This is a genomic window from Vibrio sp. ES.051 (assembly GCF_002563795.1).
Lineage (GTDB): Bacteria > Pseudomonadota > Gammaproteobacteria > Enterobacterales > Vibrionaceae > Vibrio.
Genome location: NZ_PDJL01000005.1, coordinates 134,230 through 153,842, shown reverse-complemented (window position 1 = coordinate 153,842; position 19,613 = coordinate 134,230). Strand labels below are relative to the sequence as shown.

At 44.2% G+C, this 19,613-nt stretch carries 17 protein-coding genes; 9 read left to right on the top strand and 8 right to left on the bottom strand.

Going from position 1 to position 19,613, the window contains the following annotated elements; translation table 11 throughout:
* Positions 1-230: 230 nt before the first annotated feature.
* The 3 genes from lolC to lolE are packed head-to-tail and all read left to right on the top strand — an operon-like array spanning position 231 to position 3,383.
* Positions 231-1,439 carry a lipoprotein-releasing ABC transporter permease subunit LolC gene (gene lolC / locus ATG66_RS14790; protein WP_179885697.1) on the top strand — a complete coding sequence of 403 codons (1,209 nt, stop codon included), beginning with the start codon at positions 231-233 and terminating at the stop codon, positions 1,437-1,439.
* Positions 1,432-2,136: a lipoprotein-releasing ABC transporter ATP-binding protein LolD gene (gene lolD, locus ATG66_RS14785; protein ID WP_098416051.1), complete on the top strand. Its 705-nt coding sequence runs from the start codon at positions 1,432-1,434 to the stop codon at positions 2,134-2,136. The genes lolC and lolD overlap by 8 nt, the downstream gene beginning before the upstream one ends.
* A gap of 2 nt (positions 2,137-2,138) precedes the next feature.
* Entirely contained in the window at positions 2,139-3,383 is a 1,245-nt protein-coding gene (gene lolE, locus ATG66_RS14780; RefSeq protein ID WP_098416050.1) for a lipoprotein-releasing ABC transporter permease subunit LolE, read from the top strand.
* 177 nt (positions 3,384-3,560) lie between these two features.
* Here the strand turns inward: lolE and ATG66_RS14775 are convergent, their stop codons facing one another.
* Positions 3,561-4,070 (bottom strand): DUF2062 domain-containing protein, encoded by a 510-nt coding sequence (locus ATG66_RS14775; protein WP_098416049.1) that lies wholly within the window; start codon positions 4,068-4,070, stop codon positions 3,561-3,563.
* An 8-nt stretch (positions 4,071-4,078) separates the two neighbouring features.
* On the opposite strand from ATG66_RS14775, the gene ATG66_RS14770 reads away from it, so the two are divergent.
* From ATG66_RS14770 to kdsB, 5 genes are read left to right on the top strand one after another with little or no spacing between them, the layout of a single operon-like run.
* Complete coding sequence (locus ATG66_RS14770; protein ID WP_098416048.1) at positions 4,079-6,346, top strand: DNA internalization-related competence protein ComEC/Rec2; 2,268 nt, start codon at positions 4,079-4,081, stop codon at positions 6,344-6,346.
* 31 nt (positions 6,347-6,377) lie between these two features.
* A complete protein-coding gene (gene msbA / locus ATG66_RS14765) occupies positions 6,378-8,126 on the top strand; it encodes a lipid A ABC transporter ATP-binding protein/permease MsbA (RefSeq protein ID WP_098416047.1) in 1,749 nt (582 codons plus the stop codon).
* Positions 8,127-8,131: 5 nt separating this feature from the next.
* Entirely contained in the window at positions 8,132-9,139 is a 1,008-nt protein-coding gene (lpxK, locus tag ATG66_RS14760) for a tetraacyldisaccharide 4'-kinase (protein WP_098416046.1), read from the top strand.
* Entirely contained in the window at positions 9,120-9,299 is a 180-nt protein-coding gene (locus ATG66_RS14755; RefSeq protein ID WP_098416045.1) for a Trm112 family protein, read from the top strand. Before lpxK ends, ATG66_RS14755 begins: the two co-directional genes overlap by 20 nt.
* Entirely contained in the window at positions 9,299-10,054 is a 756-nt protein-coding gene (gene kdsB / locus ATG66_RS14750) for a 3-deoxy-manno-octulosonate cytidylyltransferase (RefSeq protein WP_098416044.1), read from the top strand. The genes ATG66_RS14755 and kdsB overlap by 1 nt, the downstream gene beginning before the upstream one ends.
* Positions 10,055-10,184: 130 nt before the next feature.
* On the opposite strand, the gene ATG66_RS14745 is transcribed toward kdsB, so the two are convergent.
* Genes ATG66_RS14745 through ATG66_RS14735 form a run of 3 tightly spaced genes read right to left on the bottom strand, consistent with a single transcriptional unit; the run spans position 10,185 to position 15,010 of the window.
* Positions 10,185-11,744, bottom strand: coding sequence for a SpoVR family protein (locus ATG66_RS14745; protein ID WP_098416043.1), 1,560 nt, complete (start codon positions 11,742-11,744; stop codon positions 10,185-10,187).
* Positions 11,745-11,755: 11 nt separating this feature from the next.
* Positions 11,756-13,027 carry a YeaH/YhbH family protein gene (locus ATG66_RS14740; protein ID WP_098416042.1) on the bottom strand — a complete coding sequence of 424 codons (1,272 nt, stop codon included), beginning with the start codon at positions 13,025-13,027 and terminating at the stop codon, positions 11,756-11,758.
* A gap of 48 nt (positions 13,028-13,075) precedes the next feature.
* Complete coding sequence (locus ATG66_RS14735; protein WP_098416041.1) at positions 13,076-15,010, bottom strand: PrkA family serine protein kinase; 1,935 nt, start codon at positions 15,008-15,010, stop codon at positions 13,076-13,078.
* Positions 15,011-15,423: 413 nt separating this feature from the next.
* On the opposite strand from ATG66_RS14735, the gene ATG66_RS14730 reads away from it, so the two are divergent.
* Positions 15,424-16,179, top strand: coding sequence for a MipA/OmpV family protein (locus tag ATG66_RS14730; RefSeq protein WP_098416040.1), 756 nt, complete (start codon positions 15,424-15,426; stop codon positions 16,177-16,179).
* Between the two features lie 70 nt (positions 16,180-16,249).
* Here ATG66_RS14730 and ATG66_RS14725 read toward each other — a convergent pair whose 3' ends face one another.
* From ATG66_RS14725 to ATG66_RS14710, 4 genes are all read right to left on the bottom strand, one after another.
* Entirely contained in the window at positions 16,250-16,750 is a 501-nt protein-coding gene (locus ATG66_RS14725; RefSeq protein WP_098416039.1) for a YfbU family protein, read from the bottom strand.
* 143 nt (positions 16,751-16,893) lie between these two features.
* On the bottom strand, positions 16,894-17,562 hold the full coding sequence (locus ATG66_RS14720; protein ID WP_098416038.1) for an energy-coupling factor ABC transporter permease: 669 nt from the start codon (positions 17,560-17,562) through the stop codon (positions 16,894-16,896).
* A 107-nt stretch (positions 17,563-17,669) separates the two neighbouring features.
* Positions 17,670-18,410, bottom strand: coding sequence for a pyruvate formate lyase 1-activating protein (gene pflA, locus ATG66_RS14715; RefSeq protein WP_098416037.1), 741 nt, complete (start codon positions 18,408-18,410; stop codon positions 17,670-17,672).
* A 198-nt stretch (positions 18,411-18,608) separates the two neighbouring features.
* Positions 18,609-19,586 carry a lipid A deacylase LpxR family protein gene (locus tag ATG66_RS14710; protein ID WP_179885696.1) on the bottom strand — a complete coding sequence of 326 codons (978 nt, stop codon included), beginning with the start codon at positions 19,584-19,586 and terminating at the stop codon, positions 18,609-18,611.
* Between the last annotated feature and the right edge of the window lie 27 nt (positions 19,587-19,613).

The following is a 19,613-nucleotide window of genomic DNA, read 5'->3' as shown; positions in this document are numbered from 1 at the left end:
GCGCTCTGTTGGAATTAACGAAAACAGAGAAATAGGGCACTGATTATCGCTAACTGAATGAAGTTATCAAGTCTACCCGAATTGTGCCTGAACTTTTTGGCCTAAATGCAGACTTATTGCATGTCGTTGACAAATTTGGCGATTATCTTGTCTTCTTCATAAGAAGAGTAAGGTAAGATAACCCGCTAAAGTATCGTGTTATACCAAAACAACCAGTTGGTTTGTCTTATATGTATCATCCTATCTCATTATTTATTGGTTTGAGATATCTTCGGGGGCGCTCTGGAGATAAATTTAGCCGATTTGTTTCTTATATGTCGACAGCAGGCATCACGATCGGTGTGATGGCGCTGGTGACGGTGCTTTCTGTGATGAACGGTTTTGAAGCGCAGTTAAAAGAACGAATTCTCGGTGTATTGCCTCATGCTGTGGTTTCACAACAAGGTGGCAAAACATTACTCACGGAATCTGCGCCAGCTTTCATCCAAAATATGTCGAGTGTCGCCAAGCCAGAGCCCATTGTACGCGGTGAAGCGGTGATTCAAAGCCCAGCGCAGCTGACTGCGGGCTACTTAATCGGTATTGAACCTAAGCAAGGCGATCCGATCAGCCATCATTTAATCGCTGGCCGATTGTCATCGCTTCAAGCCGGGGAATATCAGGTTTTTTTAGGGCATAGCTTAGCGCGTTCATTAAAAGTGTCTATGGGCGATAAGATTCGTTTGATGGTGACTAACGCGACGCAATTTACGCCGTTTGGCCGAATTCCTAGTCAACGTAACTTTACTGTGGCAGGTATTTTCAATACAGGTTCGGATGTTGATGGGCAGTTGATGGTTGTTAACATGACAGACGCGTCTAAGCTGATGCGTTTACCGAAAGAGACCATATCCGGCTGGCGCGTATTTTTCTCTGATCCATTCATGGTGACGGATTTTGCCGATAAGCCTATGCCTGATGGGTGGCAATGGAGCGATTGGCGTGCTCAACGTGGTGAGTTGTTCCAAGCGGTAAAAATGGAAAAGAACATGATGGGATTAATGTTGGGTTTAATCGTTGGGGTTGCCGCGTTTAATATCATTTCGGCATTGATCATGGTGGTGATGGAAAAACAGTCGGAAGTTGCGATTTTGAAAACGCAGGGTATGACTCAATCTCAAGTTATGACGATTTTCATGGTACAAGGTGCAAGCAGTGGCGTGATTGGTGCGATTGTTGGTGGCATCGCCGGCGTAGCCCTGTCTCTTAATCTGAATGCGATTCTTGAGTCTGCCGGCGTTGCTTTGTTTAGCTTCGGTGGGCACTTACCCATCTTGATTGATTCATGGCAAATTCTTTTAGTAGTGGTGTTGGCGATTGCTCTCAGCCTTGCTGCTACGATTTATCCTTCTTATCGAGCATCTTCTGTTAAACCTGCTGAGGCACTTCGCTATGAATAAGCTATTAAAATGTCGTGATATTCGTAAAGTCTACCGAGAAGGTTCGCTAGATACGGAAGTACTGAAAGGTGTCAGCTTCGATATTGAGAAGGGTGAATTGGTGTCGATTGTGGGCTCTTCTGGTTCGGGTAAGAGTACGCTGTTGCATATTCTGGGAGCGTTGGATGACGCTACTCAAGGGGACGTCGACTTCTTAGGGCAAAATCTATCAGCGCTGAGCTCAAATAAACAAGCCGCGGTACGTAATAAGCACTTGGGTTTTGTTTATCAATTTCATCACTTATTGGCTGATTTTACCGCGCTTGAAAATGTGGCGATGCCATTATTGATTGGTGGCGTGAAAGTTGCGAAAGCAAAGGATGAAGCAAAAGTATTGCTTGAGAAGGTGGGGTTGGATCACCGTATGGAGCATAGACCATCGGAACTCTCGGGCGGCGAACGTCAACGTGTGGCTATTGCCCGAGCCTTGGTCAACAGACCAGATTTAGTGCTCGCCGATGAACCGACAGGTAACCTTGACCATAATACCGCATTATCGATTTATGATCTGATGCGAGAGTTGAATCAAGAATCGAACATCGCGTTTTTGGTTGTGACGCATGATAAAGAACTGGCGGCAAAGATGGACCGTCAAATGGATATGCAAGATGGTTTGCTTGTGGATCGTTTGATTACCGAAACCGTGGTGGAGGGCTAGTTTTGTTTTCACCTTTAGCATTGATGATCGGCGGTCGCTTCAGTCGCGCGAAAAAGCGCAATAAGATGGTCTCTTTCATCTCTCTTTCGTCAACGATTGGGATTGCGGTGGGTGTTGCCGTGATCATTATCGGCCTTTCGGCAATGAATGGGTTTGAGCGTGAACTGCAGTCGCGTGTGCTGTCTGTGATCCCACACGGTGAATTGGAAGGCGTCAATGGTCCACTTCATCACTACACTAAAACGATGAACCAAGCTTTAAGGCATGAACGCGTGGTTGCCGCAGCGCCTTACGTGCGTTTCACTGGATTGGCTGAAAAGGGCAGCAAGCTAAAAGCGATTGAAGTCCGTGGCGTTGATCCTGCTTTTGAACAGGCTGTTTCTAGCATGGCAGACTATATTGACCGAGACGCATGGCAGAATTTTTATGCGGGCCAACAGCAAGTGATCTTAGGTCGAGGGGTAGCGAATGAACTAAGCGTTGACGTAGGAGATTACATCACGTTGATGATCCCTCAAACGGGGAGCGCCAACAAAGTACAAGCGCCTAAGCGTGTGAGGGTTAAAGTGTCAGGGTTCTTAACCTTGAATGGTCAAATCGATCACACGCTTGCACTCGTACCACTAAGTGATGCACAGCAGTACGCGAATTTGGGTGATGGTGTGACGGGAATATCGCTTAAAACGGACGATGTACTCAATGCCCCTTCTATTGTTCGAGACGTAGGAAGCCTTGTTGATGTGTATGTGTATTTGAAAAGCTGGCAGCAAAAGTTTGGTTTTTTATATCGAGATATTCAGCTTGTGCGCACCATTATGTATTTGGTCATGGTACTGGTGATTGGGGTTGCCTGTTTTAATATTGTCTCAACTCTCATGATGGCAGTAAAAGATCGCGCGGCAGAAATTGCGATCCTGCGGACTATGGGCGCAAAAGATAGCCTGATCAAACAAATCTTTGTCTGGCAAGGCGTGTTATCTGGTGTATTTGGTAGTCTAGTCGGCAGCGTAACTGGTGTATTGGTCGCGTTAAACCTTACCCCAGTCATTAAAAAGTTAGAGGGGTTAATAGGGCATCAATTCTTATCCGGTGATATCTACTTCGTTGATTTCTTACCTTCACAGCTGCACTGGCCAGATGTCGCCTTAGTGTCTATGACGGCCATCGTTCTGAGTTTGCTTGCGACTTGGTATCCCGCTTCGCGTGCCGCGAAACTAAATCCCGCCGCGGTATTAAGCTCAAAATAATTGAACTTTATGAACGTGAATGATTTGGCAACATGACCAACCATTCACAAAAACAAAAAAGGGCCGAATTCGGCCCTTTTTTTGTTTTTATCCTACTTGAGCAACATCTCGTTTCATTTTAGTTGTTAGATGCCCCTCAACCGTTACTCAACATGCTGATTTTTATACATTGACGCCTTATCTTATTTTGCGCTTTTGCCAACTGCGCACCACAGAGTAACGCCAAAGGCCACGAATACCAAAATAGCCAATGACGGCTGAGGTCACGGCGCAGATAGCACAGCCTAGTAAAAAAGGCGGCCCGAGCGTACTCATTTGCTGCATAATAAATTCCCATGACAACTCAAAGTGAAATGGTTGTGAAGGGACGTGCATCACAACAGCGCCTAATTTGTAGGCGAAATAAAATAGTACAGGCATTGTGATTGGGTTGCTAATCCAGACCAGAGCGACGGAGAGAGGTAGGTTGACACCAAGCATGATTGCAAAACCCGCGGCTAGGATCATTTGGCTAGGAAGCGGAACAAACGCCATAAAGAGACCAACGGCAAAAGCCCCAGACGCCGAACGACGGTTTAAACACCAAAGGTTCGGGTTGTATAACACATTGCCGAAAACCTTCAATGCTTTTTGGCGTTTGATCAATTCATGATCTGGTATGAAGCGTTTTATCAGCTTTCTAGGCATAGGACAGCATGACTCTCTCAGAAAAAAGTTGGACCTTGGCGTTATTTGTAGCGAGCGTCATCTCGTCAGCATGGTGGCCAACAATACCAGATTGGCGCTGGTTGCTGCTGGGAATAATAACCACAGGCTCAATAATAAAATTACGTCGCGGTTTAATTAGCATAGGCGTAATTGTGGGCTTTATGATTGTCGTCGTCCACGGCAATGTCATGGAGTATCAGAGACAAGCCCTTTTTCAAGTAGGGGAGAATATTAACATAATTGGTAAAGTTGACAGCCCTTTTACGCAAATAAGTCATGGATATGAAGGCATCGTGGTGTTAAAGCGGATTAATGGTCAAACTCTGTTACCTTTTCTTAAACCTAAACTCCGTCTTATCACGTCTTTTCCACTCGAGGTTAACAGTGAGTTTACGACGACCGTGTCGTTAAAACCGATCATTGGTTTACGAAATGAAGTGGGATTCGACACCGAAAAACAATCGATGGGTAAGGGGGTGGTCGCGCGTGCGGTGAGCGATAAAAATGCAACTTGGGTTATTCGTAGCACGACTTCTTGGCGACAAACCATTATTGCTGATGTCATCGATGACGTTTCTTCTCTCAATCACTTTTCTCTCATTAATGCTTTAGCTTTTGCCGATCGTTCTTTGTTATTGAAGGAGGACTGGCAAGCACTTCGAGATAGTGGTTTGTTGCATTTGGTTTCTATTTCTGGTCTGCATATCGGTATGGCGTTCACTTTCGGCTTAGTTGTTGGCAACGCAGTGCGCTATGTTGTACCCAGATATCAATTATTACCTAGTTTAAGTGGGCTACTGTTCGCCATTTCTTATGCGTGGCTAGCCGATTTCTCATTGCCGACCACTCGCGCTGTTTCAGTCTGTATTATTTATGTGGCGCTCAAATACACGCTAGTACATTGGACTCCTTGGCGAGTCCTGTTGCTGGCGGTGGCTTTGCAATTGTTCGTTCAACCTTTTGCTTCATACAGCATGAGTTTTTGGTTGTCATATTTGTCGGTTTGCGCAGTGTTAGTTGCGATCAATTTGGTTCGGCATCAAAAAGGAAGTTGGTTTGCAAAACTAAAGGTTTTGCTATTCAGTCAGCTAGTTCTAAGTTTGTTTATTGTCCCGGTTAGTGGTTATTTTTTTTCAGGCTTCAGTCTTGTTTCCATCGTTTATAATTTGGTTTTTATTCCGTGGTTTGGTTTTATCGTCGTCCCTTTCATGTTTTTGGCGCTGTTCTCTTCACTTTTTATTGAAGCGGGTGCGAAAGTGCTATGGCAGTTGGTTGACTGGTCACTGTGGCCGTTAAGTGCCTCAACACACTATGCGGTAGGCTCTTGGCAACCTATTAGTATTGAAATGACATGGTTTATCATTGCGGTGAGTGCGTGTTTGATGCTTAAGCGTTTCATGCCAGTGTATGCGTGGTGTGTACTGTTGGGCGTTGTCATAAGCATCAAAATATCGTCGCAATATCGCGAACAGAACTGGCGTATTGATGTTCTAGATGTTGGTCATGGTTTGGCGGTCCTCATTGAGAAATCAGGTAAAGTTATGCTCTACGACACCGGCAAAGCTTGGCAAAACGGCAGTATTGCAGAACAAGTGATAACGCCTTTACTGCATCGGCGAGGCTACCAAACCATCGACACAATGATCCTGAGTCATTTCGATAATGATCATGCTGGTGGGCGTGCCTCGATTGAGCAATACTTTTCTCCTCTTCATAAGATCAGTAGCCAAAACCTTGCTAGCTATGCTAGCTATCAACCCTGTATCAGAGGTAGCTATTGGCACTGGCAGGAACTAACTATCGAAGTACTTTGGCCTCCCGAACTTGTTAAGCGCGCTTATAATCCGCACTCGTGTGTGTTGCGTGTTAGTGACCCTGCATCACAATTTAGTGTGCTTCTTACTGGTGATATTGAGGCCATCAGTGAATGGATTTTACTTAGGGAACCAGAAAAGTTGGCTAGTGATGTGATGATCGTTCCGCACCATGGCAGTAAAAGCTCATCAAACCCTCGGTTTCTGGAATCGGTCTCGCCTAGCGTGGCGGTGGCTTCGTTAGCGAAAAATAATCAATGGGGGATGCCTGCCGAAACGGTAGTCTCCTCTTATCGTAGGCGTGGTGTCACCTGGCTTGATACGGGGCAACACGGTCAGGTGAGCTTCTTGGTTAATCATAATAATTGGCGTTTTGAAACCAAACGTGGTGATACATTTGAGCCTTGGTATAGGCAGATGCTGCGGAAGGGGGTAGAATGAGAGCCTTAATCTAAGAAAACAAAGCACTTCTATGTCGATAAATACTGATGAAACGACTTGGCAGACGTTTAAACGTCTATGGCAATTTATTCGCCTATATAAGACCGGTCTTATCGTTGCAGTCATAGCATTAGTTATTAATGCTATATCAGATACCTATATGATTTCGTTGCTAAAACCTTTGCTAGATGAAGGCTTTGGGAATGCCGAGTCTGATTTTTTACGCATACTTCCATTGATTATCTTTGTCATGATGTTCGTTCGTGGTACGAGTGGGTTTGTCTCCACTTATTGCTTGAGCTGGGTGTCTGGTAACGTCGTAATGCAGGTGCGTCGCATGGTGTTTAATCACTTCATGCACATGCCAGTGTCTTACTTTGATAAAGAAAAAACGGGTAACCTTTTATCTCGTATTACTTACGATTCAGAGCAAGTCTCAGCTGCGACGAGCCAAGCGTTAGTCAGCATTGTACGAGAAGGTGCCAGTATTATTGGTTTGCTAGTTCTGATGTTTTACAACAGCTGGCAGCTATCTTTAGTGCTATTTGCGGTTGCACCAGTCGTGGCGTGGAGTATTGGCGTTGTCTCTAAACGCTTTAGAAAAATATCCAAAAATATGCAGACGATGATGGGCAATGTGACGGCGTCAGCAGAGCAGATGCTGAAGGGACATAAAGTCGTATTGAGCTACGGCGGTCAAGACATCGAACGTAAACGCTTCGAAAAAGTCAGTAACCAAATGCGTCAACAAAGCATGAAGTTGGTGACCGCGCAAGCTGCCGCTAACCCGATTATTCAGATGATTGCGTCATTTGCCATTGTTGCGGTTCTTTACCTAGCGAGCATTGATTCTATCAAGGAACAATTGACACCAGGTACCTTTACTGTGGTGTTCTCTGCGATGTTTGGTCTGATGCGTCCGCTTAAGGCACTAACTAATGTTACTTCTCAGTTCCAGCGTGGTATGGCTGCGAGCCAAACGTTATTTGCGTTGATTGATCTTGAACCAGAGAAAAACGAAGGCAAATATACCATTGAACGTGCGCAAGGTGATGTTTCAGTCAAAAATGTCACTTTCACTTATGTGGGGGCAGAAAAACCTGCATTGCAAAACGTCAGCTTTGATATTCCCCGAGGGAAGACGGTGGCGTTGGTTGGGCGCTCTGGTTCGGGTAAGAGTACCATTGCGAACTTGTTCAATCGTTTTTATGACGTTGACAGCGGTTCTATCATGTTAGACGGTCGCGATATTCGCGAATACGAACTGAAGAATTTACGTGAGCAATTTGCGTTGGTTTCGCAAAACGTACATTTGTTCAATGACACTATTGCTAACAATATTGCGTACGCAACCGAGGATAGGTACCAGCGAAGTGATATAGAAAAGGCGGCGACCTTAGCGCAAGCGATGGAGTTCATCAATAAAATGGACAATGGCTTGGATAGCATGGTTGGTGACAACGGTGCGAGCTTATCCGGAGGTCAGCGCCAGCGTGTTGCGATTGCTCGCGCGCTGTTACGTGATGCGCCTGTACTGATCCTTGATGAAGCGACCTCTGCTTTGGATACCGAATCTGAGCACGCGATTCAGGCGGCGTTAGAGGAGCTGCAAAAAGACAAAACGGTGTTAGTCATCGCGCACCGCTTGTCGACGATTGAAAAAGCGGATGAAATTCTTGTGGTGGATGATGGTGCTATCGTTGAGCGCGGTAATCACGCTGATCTTATTGCAAAAAATGGTGCTTACGCACAGTTGTATCGCATTCAATTTGGTGAATAGATACGGTGATTGAAAAAGTCTGGTTTGGCAATCACCCACTCAAATATCTCTTATGGCCGCTCTTGTGGCCATTGAGTGTATTGTTTGGTGCGATAAGTAAGTCTAAGCGAAAACAGTATCACACAGGCAAAAAGCGCCCTTATAAAGCCCCGGTACCCGTTGTTGTCGTTGGTAATATTACCGCGGGTGGTAATGGTAAAACACCGGTTGTGATATGGCTGGTTGAGCAATTGCAAAGTATGGGCTTTAAGCCCGGAGTCGTATCTCGTGGTTATGGGGCAAAGGCGCCGCACTACCCATTGATACTAGAAGAAGACACACCTGCGAAACATTGTGGTGATGAGCCAAAGCTGATTCATTGTCGTACTGGTGCGCCTGTTGCGGTTGACCCTGTGCGTTCAAAGGCGGTGAAAGCATTGCTTGAGTCTGGTGTCGATATCATCATAACGGATGATGGCTTGCAGCATTATGCGTTGGCTCGTGATATTGAGTTAGTGATTGTGGATGGTAACCGACGGTTTGGTAATGAAAGCTTGATCCCACTTGGCCCTTTGCGAGAAGGTGTCGAGAGGTTGAATGAAGTCGATTTTATCATCATCAACGGTGGGCTGGCTCACCAAGGCGAGATCGCCATGACACTTTCGCCTTCAAAAGCCATTAATCTTAAAACTCATCAACAAGTGGAAGTATCTGCGTTAAATGATCTCGTTGCGTTTGCTGGCATTGGTCATCCTCCGAGGTTTTTTAATACATTAAGTACACTGGATGCAGATGTTAAAATCACTAAGGGGTTTGCAGACCATCAGGATTTTAACCAACAAGAATTAGAAGCATTGGCTCTACAAGGAGCGAATGTCATCATGACTGAAAAAGATGCCGTTAAATGCAGTGCGTACGCGCAAGAAAATTGGTGGTATCTGCCTGTATCTGCCCAGTTTGAACCAAACGATGCAGATCGAATTTTAAACAGAATAAAAGAGGTTAAAGCGACTTATGGATCATCGTCTGCTTGAGATTGTAGCTTGCCCTGTGTGCAAAGGTAAGCTGACGTACGACAAAGGTAATCAAGAGTTGATCTGCAAATTAGATCGTCTTGCTTACCCGATCAAAGAGGGCATTCCTGTTCTGCTTGAGCCAGAAGCTCGCACTATGAATATGGATGAGGGACGCTGATGTCTTTTACGGTTGTCATTCCTGCACGTTATTCATCGAGTCGTTTACCGGGTAAACCGCTTGCAGATATCGGTGGTAAACCAATGGTTCAATGGGTTTATGAACAAGCACTACAAGCGGGGGCGGACAACGTCATCGTCGCGACCGATAATGTGCGTGTCTCTGATGCCGTCGTGTCGTTTGGTGGCAAAGTGTGTATGACGTCACCGAATCATGAGTCGGGCACAGAACGCTTGGCTGAAGTGGTTGAAAAGATGGCGATTCCTGCGGATCATATTATTGTGAATGTACAAGGCGATGAGCCCTTGATCCCGCCATCTATCATTCGTCAGGTTGCAGATAACTTAGCGAATAGTAAGGCTCCGGTGGCCACATTAGCGGTGGAAATCGATTCAGAGGATGAAGTGTTCAATCCAAACGCGGTTAAAGTTGTGGCTGATGAGCAAGGTTATGCGATGTACTTTAGTCGAGCGACGATCCCTTGGGATCGCGATAACTTCGCCAAACAAGACAAAACGATAGCAAACCCGTTAATGCGTCATATCGGAATTTATGCTTATCGTGCGGGGTTCATTAATACTTATGTGAACTGGGCTCCAAGTGCGTTAGAGCAAATTGAGTGCCTTGAGCAGCTAAGAGTACTTTGGTATGGCGAGAAGATTCATGTGGCGGTTGCGAAAGAGTCGCCGGCAGCCGGTGTTGATACCCCAGAAGATCTCGAAGCGGTCAGGGCGATAGTGACGAAAATAACGTAATTTATGTTTTGCCAAAGATAATAAAAGACTCCTACATGAGGAGTCTTTTGCTTGTAAGGGGGAGGTTTAATCCGACTTGTCTAAACGAGTTTATCTAGAATGAAATTTAACCTTAACAAGTCCACAAGTTCTAGATGTTCGTGTCATATTGGTTACGTTTAGGGCAAGTTGCCAGCGTTTCTCGATGACCAGTGTCTTTAACTTCCTGCAAAACCACGTCGAAACCCCACAATCGGTACACGTGCTTCAATACCTCCTCGTGACTTTCATCTAACGGAATGCGATTGTGCGGCACGTATTGTAGAGTGAGTGAGCGGTCACCGCGGACATCGACATTAAACACCTGAATATTCGGCTCAAGGTTCGCTAAATTGTATTGAGCTGCCAGAGTTTCGCGAATGCGTTGATAGCCCATTTCATCGTGGATAGCCGCCACTTCGATAAAGTTTTTATGGTCGTCGTCATTGATAGCAAACAACTTGAAGTCACGCATGAGTTTGGGGGACAGATACTGGCTAATAAAACTCTCATCTTTAAAGTTGTGCATTGCGAAGTGCACGGCGTCCAGCCAATCTGTTCCTGCTAAATCAGGGAACCATTCCTTATCTTCATCGGTTGGTTCTTCGCAAATTCGTTTTATATCTCGGAACATCGCAAACCCGAGCGCATAAGGGTTAATCCCACTAAAGTAAGGACTATTATATGGAGGTTGGGCGACCACACTAGTGTGGCTATGTAAGAACTCAAGGATGAATTTTTCGGATACAAAGCCTTCATCGTAAAGGTGGTTTAGGATGGTGTAGTGCCAGAATGTGGCCCACCCTTCATTCATTACCTGAGTTTGTTTTTGAGGGTAAAAGTATTGACTGATTTTCCGCACAATACGTACCACTTCTCGCTGCCACGATTCGAGAAGTGGTGCATGTTTCTCAAAAAAGTAGAGTAAATTTTCCTGAGGTTCACTTGGAAAACGTTCTTTTATATCTTCTTCTTTGGTCTTCGCTCTAGGGACTGTTCGCCACAAATCATTAACTTGAGACTGTAGATAAGCCTCTCTCTCTTCTTGTCGGGCTTTTTCTTCAGTAATGGAAATTTTCTCTGGTCGTTTATAACGGTCCACACCGAAGTTCATTAATGCGTGGCAGGAATCGAGTAGTCGCTCTACTTCTTGAGCGCCATATCGTTCTTCGCACTCTGCAAGGTACTTTTTAGCGAATAATAAGTAATCGATTATTGAACCCGCATCCGTCCATGTTTGGAATAAATAATTGCCTTTGAAGAAAGAGTTATGCCCGTAAGAAGCGTGTGCAATCACGAGCGCTTGCATCGTTACGGTATTCTCTTCCATTAAGTAAGCAATACATGGGTTGGAGTTAATGACGATTTCGTACGCCAAGCCCATTTGGCCGTGTTTATAGTTTTGTTCCGTCTGAATGAACTTTTTCCCAAATGACCAGTGATTGTAATTGATGGGCATACCGATACTTGAGTATGCATCCATCATCTGCTCTGAAGTGATGACTTCAATTTGGTTAGGGTAAGTGTCGAGACGGTAATGTTTCGCGACACGCTTAATTTCTTTGTGGTAGCGCTCAAGTAGCTCGAAAGTCCAATCAGGACCATCTGGTAGCATCTTACTATTACGCTTCTTTGGCGTCTCTCCAGAGAAGTTTTTCGTTGCAGTATTCATCGCTATCCTCCTTACGCCGTTTCTTTTTTGAATAGTTCACGGAAGACTGGGAAGATATCTTCCACAGAGCGAATGTTTTTAATGGCAAAGTTTGGGAACTCATCAGTGAGTTTTTCGTATTCATGCCACAAGGTTTGGTGAGAGCGGCGGGTGATCTCAATATATGAATAGTACTGACAGTTGGGCAGGAGCCTGTTTACAAGCAAATCACGACATCTCGGTGAGTCATCCGCCCAGTTGTCACCATCGGATGCTTGCGCAGCATAAATATTCCATTGATCAACTGGGTAGCGTTCTTTCACGATCTCATCCATGAGCTTCAATGCACTGGATACGATAGTGCCGCCAGTTTCTTGCGAGTAAAAGAACTCGTGTTCGTCCACTTCTTTCGCTTGAGTGTGGTGGCGAATAAAGACGACGTCGACATTCTCGTACGTACGAGTTAAGAACAGGTACAACAGAACGTAAAAACGTTTTGCGATGTCTTTCGTGGCTTGATCCATAGAACCAGATACGTCCATCAAACAAAACATAACCGCTTGGCTTGATGGAACCGGACGTTTCTCGTAGTTTTTAAAGCGCAAATCGAAGGTATCAATAAACGGTACACTTTCGATTTTTTTACGTAGCTCTTCAATTTCCGTTTTCAAGCGGTTCTCTTCAAACTGTTGAGCTGGTTCAATGTTTTTGATACGAGCAAGTTCGTCTTCTAGCTCTTTAAGGAGGCGTTTCTTGCCTGCTGTCATTGCAGTTCGCCGAGCAAGTGACTGCTGAAGTGAACGCACAATGGCGATGTTAGAAGGCATACCAGCAGTTTGGAAACCTGCGCGATGCGTTTTCCATTCAGTAATTTTTGTGATTTGATTCTTCTCTAGATTCGGCAATTCGAGATCTTCGAATAAAATATCTAGGTACTCATCTTTCGATATTTGGAATACAAATTCGTCCTGACCTTCTCCGTCTGGACTGGCATTTCCTTCGCCCGATCCGCTCCCTTGCCCTCCACCTTTAGGGCGCTCGATTTTATCACCAGTAATGAATTGGTCATTGCCCGGGTGTACTCGTTCGCGTACCCCTCCTTTGCCCTGATGAAAGGTCGGCTCATTGATGTCTTTGTGTGGTATAGATACATCTTCGCCCGTTTCTGTATTCGTAATCGAGCGTCGATTCACTGCGTCTGCTACCGACTCTTTAATTTGCTCTTTATGGCGTTTCAAGAAGCGCTGTCGATTTACAGCGCTCTTGTTTTTTCCATTGAGCCTTCGGTCTATAAATTGCGCCATGGAATAGCCCTCTTCATGTTTCACAAGCGACCTAACGCAACCACTTGATTAGGATGACTTACGTACTCGTAGGTACCACTCAGAAAGTAGACGTACCTGTTTCTCGGTATAGCCTTTTTCCATCATGCGAGCGACAAAGTCGTCGTGTTTCTTCTGATCTTCAGAAGAGGTTTTCGCATTAAATGAAATAACCGGAAGCAGCTCTTCAGTGTTAGAGAACATTTTCTTCTCGATTACTGTGCGCAGTTTTTCGTAGCTGGTCCAAACTGGGTTTAGACCATTGTTATTCGCTTTCGCACGAAGCACAAAGTTAACGATTTCGTTTCGGAAATCTTTCGGGTTAGAAATACCCGCCGTTTTTTCGATCTTCTCTAGCTCTGCATTGAGTGAAGATCGGTCAAACAGCTGCCCAGTTTCTGGATCGCGATATTCTTGGTCTTGAATCCAGAAGTCTGCGTATGTTACGTAGCGGTCAAAGATATTTTGGCCGTATTCAGAGTAAGACTCGAGATAGGCGGTCTGGATTTCTTTACCAATAAATTCGACGTAGCGAGGGACAAGGTAGCCTTTCAAAAATTCGAGATATTTTTCAGCGGTTTCTGTCGGGAACTGTTCGCGTTCAACCTGTTGTTCAATCACATAGAATAGGTGCACAGGGTTGGCTGCCACCTCGGTTTGGTCGAAGTTAAATACGCGTGACAAAATCTTAAATGCGAAACGTGTTGAGAGGCCATTCATGCCTTCATCGACCCCCGCATAATCACGATACTCTTGATAGCTTTTCGCCTTCGGGTCTGTATCTTTCAGCGTTTCGCCATCATAGACGCGCATTTTAGAGAAAATGGATGAGTTTTCAGGTTCTTTCAAACGAGAAAGAATACTAAACTGTGCCAACGTTTCGAGCGTGCTTGGTGAGCAAGGCGCGGCAGACAATTCGCTGTATTCAAGCAGTTTCTCATAAATTTTCACTTCTTCTGACACGCGTAGACAGTATGGCACTTTGACAATATAAACACGGTCGAGGAAGGCCTCGTTATTTCTGTTATTGCGGAATGTTTGCCATTCTGACTCGTTTGAGTGGGCTAGAATCATGCCATCGAATGGAATTGCAGAAAGGCCTTCTGTACCGTTAAAGTTGCCTTCTTGGGTGGCGGTTAAAAGTGGGTGTAGCACCTTGATTGGCGCCTTGAACATTTCTACGAACTCCATCAAACCTTGGTTAGCTTTACAGAGTGCACCAGAGTAACTGTAAGCATCTGGGTCATCTTGTGAGTAATGTTCGAGTTTACGAATATCAACTTTACCCACCAATGATGAAATATCTTGGTTGTTTTCATCACCTGGTTCAGTTTTAGCGACCCCGATTTGATCGAGGATAGAAGGGCGGACTTTGACTACTTTAAACTGGGTGATATCCCCACCAAACTCATGCAATCTTTTTGCCGCCCATGGCGACATTATTGATCTCAGGTAACGCTGTTCTATACCGTATTCTTTTTTCAAGATTTCGCCGTCTTCAGTGGCTTTAAACAAACAGAAAGGGTGGTCGTTCACAGGACTACGTTCTCCGTTAACACTTAGTACGTAGATTGGCATTAGTTCCATTAGTGCTTTGAGCTTTTCAGCAAGCGATGATTTACCACCGCCCACAGGGCCGAGCAGGTAGAGAATTTGTTTACGTTCTTCTAACCCTTGAGCCGCATGTTTTAGGTAAGAAACAATCTGTTCTATTGCGTCTTCCATTCCATAGAAGTCTTTAAAGGTCTTATAACGAGAGATAACACGATTCGAAAAAATGCGGCTTAGTCTTGGATCTTTCGCCGTATCAATTATCTCTGGTTCGCCAATTGCCATCAGTAGGCGCTCTGCTGCATTCGCATAAGCACTTTTGTCATCCTTACATAGAGCGAGAAACTCCTGTAACGACATCTCTTCATCTTTTGCAGCTTCATATCTTGATTGATAGTGATCAAAAATACTCATAGCAATTCCCCTTTCGATTACCACCGCTTTAAAAACAAATTCCTAACAAGTTAAGCGTAGATGGCAATTGTCGATTTTGCTTTAGGATTATGTGCTTATTTCCATTTACTACGGTATCAACAACGATATTTTTGATGGGAAGAGTGCTCGTCATATTAAAAAATAAGATCATGAAAATGTGCTAAATCGGACCAACTAAAGCGAGGTTTAATAAGTATTGATGGTATGTTCGCATACGCTTTTTTGACCGCAGCATAATGATATTTTTAAATGTTATATCCCATTAATTCACGGGGATGACGATGAAGAGTGGTTAGTTATTTATTCTGTTAATGATTATTTTGAACATTGTATTAAACTACTTAAGGCCTTATGATTGGTGAATTGATTTGCAATAAAGTAATAAGGCTAATATGCAACATCGTAAAATGTTGTTTCTGACTATCAGTTCCGCTCTGTTTTTTTCAAGTTATTCGCAAGCAGCGGGTTCATCGTGGTCGCTCGGAGGGGCCGTGGCTTACTCTCCTGCTGTTTATAAAGATACTGATTATAATACAACGGTGATTCCATTAATCGGATATGAAGGTGAGCATCTTTTTTTTCGGGGGTTTAGTGCAGGCTATCGTCTTTTGCCTGTGGGTTCTGAAAGGAATGTCATCTTTCGACTTGCTTACGACCCTCGCACTCTCAAGCCAGAAGATTCTGATAATGCGAAGATTCGACTATTAGACGAACGAAAAGCATCCGTTCTTGCTGGTGTGAGTTATCAGGTTAACACTAAGGCTGGTACTTTGGAGGCATCAGCAGGTACTGATGTGGGAGACCAACACAATGGCTTGTACGCAGAATTAGCATGGCGTTTACCGTTGCATTTTCGAGGCTGGGGAGTCACTCCCTCGATAGGTTATGCGTACAACTCAGAGAAGCTTAATAATCACCTCTATGGTGTGTCGAAAGCGGAAGAACAGAGAAGTAGTATCAAAGCGTTCGACGCAGACTGGGATGGCCACTATTTTATAGGTGCTTCGGCATATTTGCATTTAACGCGAAAGGTCCGGTTAACGGGCAGTATTCGTTATCTTAACTTAGATGGTGACTTAGCGGACAGTCCAATATTAGAGCGAGGTATCGCAACCACGGGCACCCTAGGGGTCTCTTACGTGTTTTAATTGGTAAAATAAAAAACCAAATGAGCCTTCTCACTTGGTTTTTTATTACTTTTACTACTGAAGCTTTGATTTATGCACTAAAAATTTGTGCCAATTCGTTTTCACATAGGTGGTATTGGCGAGGGCAGTTACGCCATGTTTGCAACATACGGCGGTATTTATCCAGCATCGGCATTTGGCTATTGAAGTGGTGGTCTGCTTTATCAAATTGTGGGTAAAGCCCCTCAGAATCGATCAGGAAGCGAACGTAGTGCACTTGCTGTACTTCGGTTGCTATATCAAATCCTAGGAACTGTAATCGGCGTTGATCCACATTGCTGCACTCTTCTGCGTCTAGCATATTGTGAGATTCTTGCATTGCATGGTACATCTCCATAATGTCGATGATCTCGCGGCACTCAGCTTCTGAAAGGCATCCAAAATCTTTATTTAATTCAAGCATATGCAATTCATAGCCGCGTTCTACGATCGTTTGCAGACGTTTGTATTTCGCCGCATTATTGGGATCAAGCTGAGACATTAGGTTGTATTGGTTTGATAGAATCAGACGTTGAGCGTTTGACATTTCCATGGTGACCTCACTAAATAATCTAATATATTTTTAATGTGCTTAGATTAACGCTTAAGACATGAGTGAAACATGATCTCAATACATATTTAATATGAAAAATGACAAGAATGATTGATTCCAGCCAAGGTGTGTAAGGCGAAGAGCTACTTTTTGTGATAGTGGTTGTATATGTAGTCTTTATCGGAGAAAACTCTGAGCCATTCGGGTTTGAAAACCGTCAATACGGCAAGCGACATACCATTGAGTAAACCTTCTGGAAAGGCGAGCAGAGGCACAAAAATAAAGTAATTATGCTGAATAACTTCCCAATCATAATGACCAACAGACAGATGGTAAAACGAATTAATCAGGAGATGTAAACTACCCGTTATTGCGCCGTTGAAAAAACCCGCAACGAAAATGAAAACAAAGAGATTTCGCGGTAAGTAGTGATAGCTTAAAATAAATACTAAGTGACTGATTAATATGGGGACTAGGGCAGAAAGCACTAAAGAGGTGGGTAATAATAACAATGAAATATCATGCAACCAATGATGAGCTAACATCGCTGGTATACTGAGGAGAAAAGCCATGCGCCAACCGTACATCATGGTTACAGTCGTTAAGGCGAGAAAGTGAATTTGCAGCCCTTCTTTTACCCCTGCTTGTGCAGACCACAGGATAGTAAGAAAAAATAATGTTGCTAACACAAGGTGTTGAAATGTTTTTTCTTTTTCAAGCTTGGGCCAAACTACTTTTCTCCAATCGGTTAGACAGTGGGCGAGTACTACCCAAAAGATAACGACCAGCGAGCCTAAATTAAACCAATCCATGTTTCTTCCTTTGCTGCGAACTTTGTGTAACCGCCTTCACCTATATTTTTAGTATAAAAATACCAGCATTATGCTGGTATTTTAAAGAGTTTCGGTTTGAAGTCGGTTTAGTATTTTACGTTATCATTGTACTGAGCAAGAATCGACTGGATATTATCCATGGTTTCCTTTGAAGGAGGGTTTACCTCTTCTAATGGGTATTCTAAGCCCAGCGCTTCCCACTTATGGGCTCCCAGTTTGTGGTATGGAAGTAACTCCACTTTCTCGACATTATCCATGTCTTTGATGAATTCACCAAGCATGTGAGCGGCCTCTGGATCGTCCGTATAGCCTGGTACGACAACATAACGAACCCAAGTTTTCTTTCCAATTTTCTGTAAGTAACGAGCAAAGTCCAATGTGCGTCTATTAGACACGCCGATAAGATCTTGGTGAACTTCATCTTTCATATGTTTGATATCAAGCATCACCAAATCGGTCGCGTCTAACACTTCGTCGATGATATCAGTGTGTTTACGAACATAGCCATTGGTATCCAGACAAGTGTGGATGCCCTCAGCTTGAGCTGCACGGAAAAAGTCACGTACAAACTCAGGTTGAAGCATTGCTTCACCGCCAGAACAAGTAACGCCACCCCCAGATGCATTCATAAAGTGGCGGTAACTTTTCGCTTCGGAAATGATTTCTTCAACCGTCACTTCTTTGCCATCATGCGTGTCCCAAGTATCGCGATTATGGCAATACTTGCAGCGCATCAAACAACCTTGCAAGAAAACGATAAAACGAATGCCAGGTCCGTCTACGGTACCACATGACTCAAATGAGTGAATACGACCAGCTGTTGACATCTTGTGCTCTCATTACTAATGAATTCTGGCTGTTATTTTATTACAAAAAGCAGGGTTAAAACAGCTTTGTAGGCTGTTAGGGTGAATTGAACCTTGCATCATAAAGTTATTTAGGAATAGGGCACGCTTATTTATTAAAGTAGCCATAACTTGATTGTCTATTGAAGGTTGATATTAATAAAGTGGATAGCTTAGCGCTTAGAAAAAGGCGAAAACAGAGAACGATCCCGTGCCATACACGTCAGTTTGAGATTCTTCATAGTCTGACGTTTTGACGGTGAATGCCAAGCTCGCGCCATAGTTTTGGTTATACCAAGTTGCACCCGCAACGGCACTGGCTTGCCAATTTTGCAGTGTGACGTCGTATGGCGCTGATGGCTCAGGAATTCCGGAACGATCGCCCTCGATGGTCATATCGTTAAAACTATACTGTCCCTCAAACCCGGTATATAAAAACCAGCTCGATGTGTTTTTTGCCAACATGCTGGCAGAAAAAGGACTTTCTGCACTAATATTCGCCGCGCCGATGCTGTTGGCTAAGTGTGTTCCCCAACGAAACATCACTCCTTGAGAGATGTTACTGCGGAAATTACCCACGTTAATGTCATTAACATTGGTGATTTCCCACTGCGTGCTTTGGCTATCGCTGCGCATCAGTTTATTGAAAGCTCGGTAGCCAACACTAAACGCTATTTCATCATCGATTTGGTAATCCCAACCCTGCGGGTCGGTTGAGCCAGTAATGCCGTGAACAATTTGTTGCGCTTTTTCTGATAGTGAGCTTTCGCCAGTCGCCCCAACCGTCAAGTTATAGCGAACGGTTTTATCATTAGCAATAGAAAGATAGTTGATTTCGGTATGCAAGTAACCAGCGTATGGGCGGTCATTTGCAAGAGGATAGTCAGCTTCGATATCACTCGGTGTCCACATTTTATGGCCAAGAACCAATTCTATTTTATCGATATTTGATGGTTCTGGGTTATTTAAACTCAACCATTTCCACTCGTTTTCTTTTTTGAGTTGGCCCGTTGCGTAGGAGAGGAAAATGCCATTGGTGTAATCTTGGTCAACACCAAAAATACCGTCGTTGTCGAGAGTGAAAGAAAGCGTAGACTTAGTGGATGCCATCGCAACCGGTGAAAGAAGAGTAAGAACAATTAATTTACTGAGTTTCATATACTTTATTTACTAATTTTTTTCGCA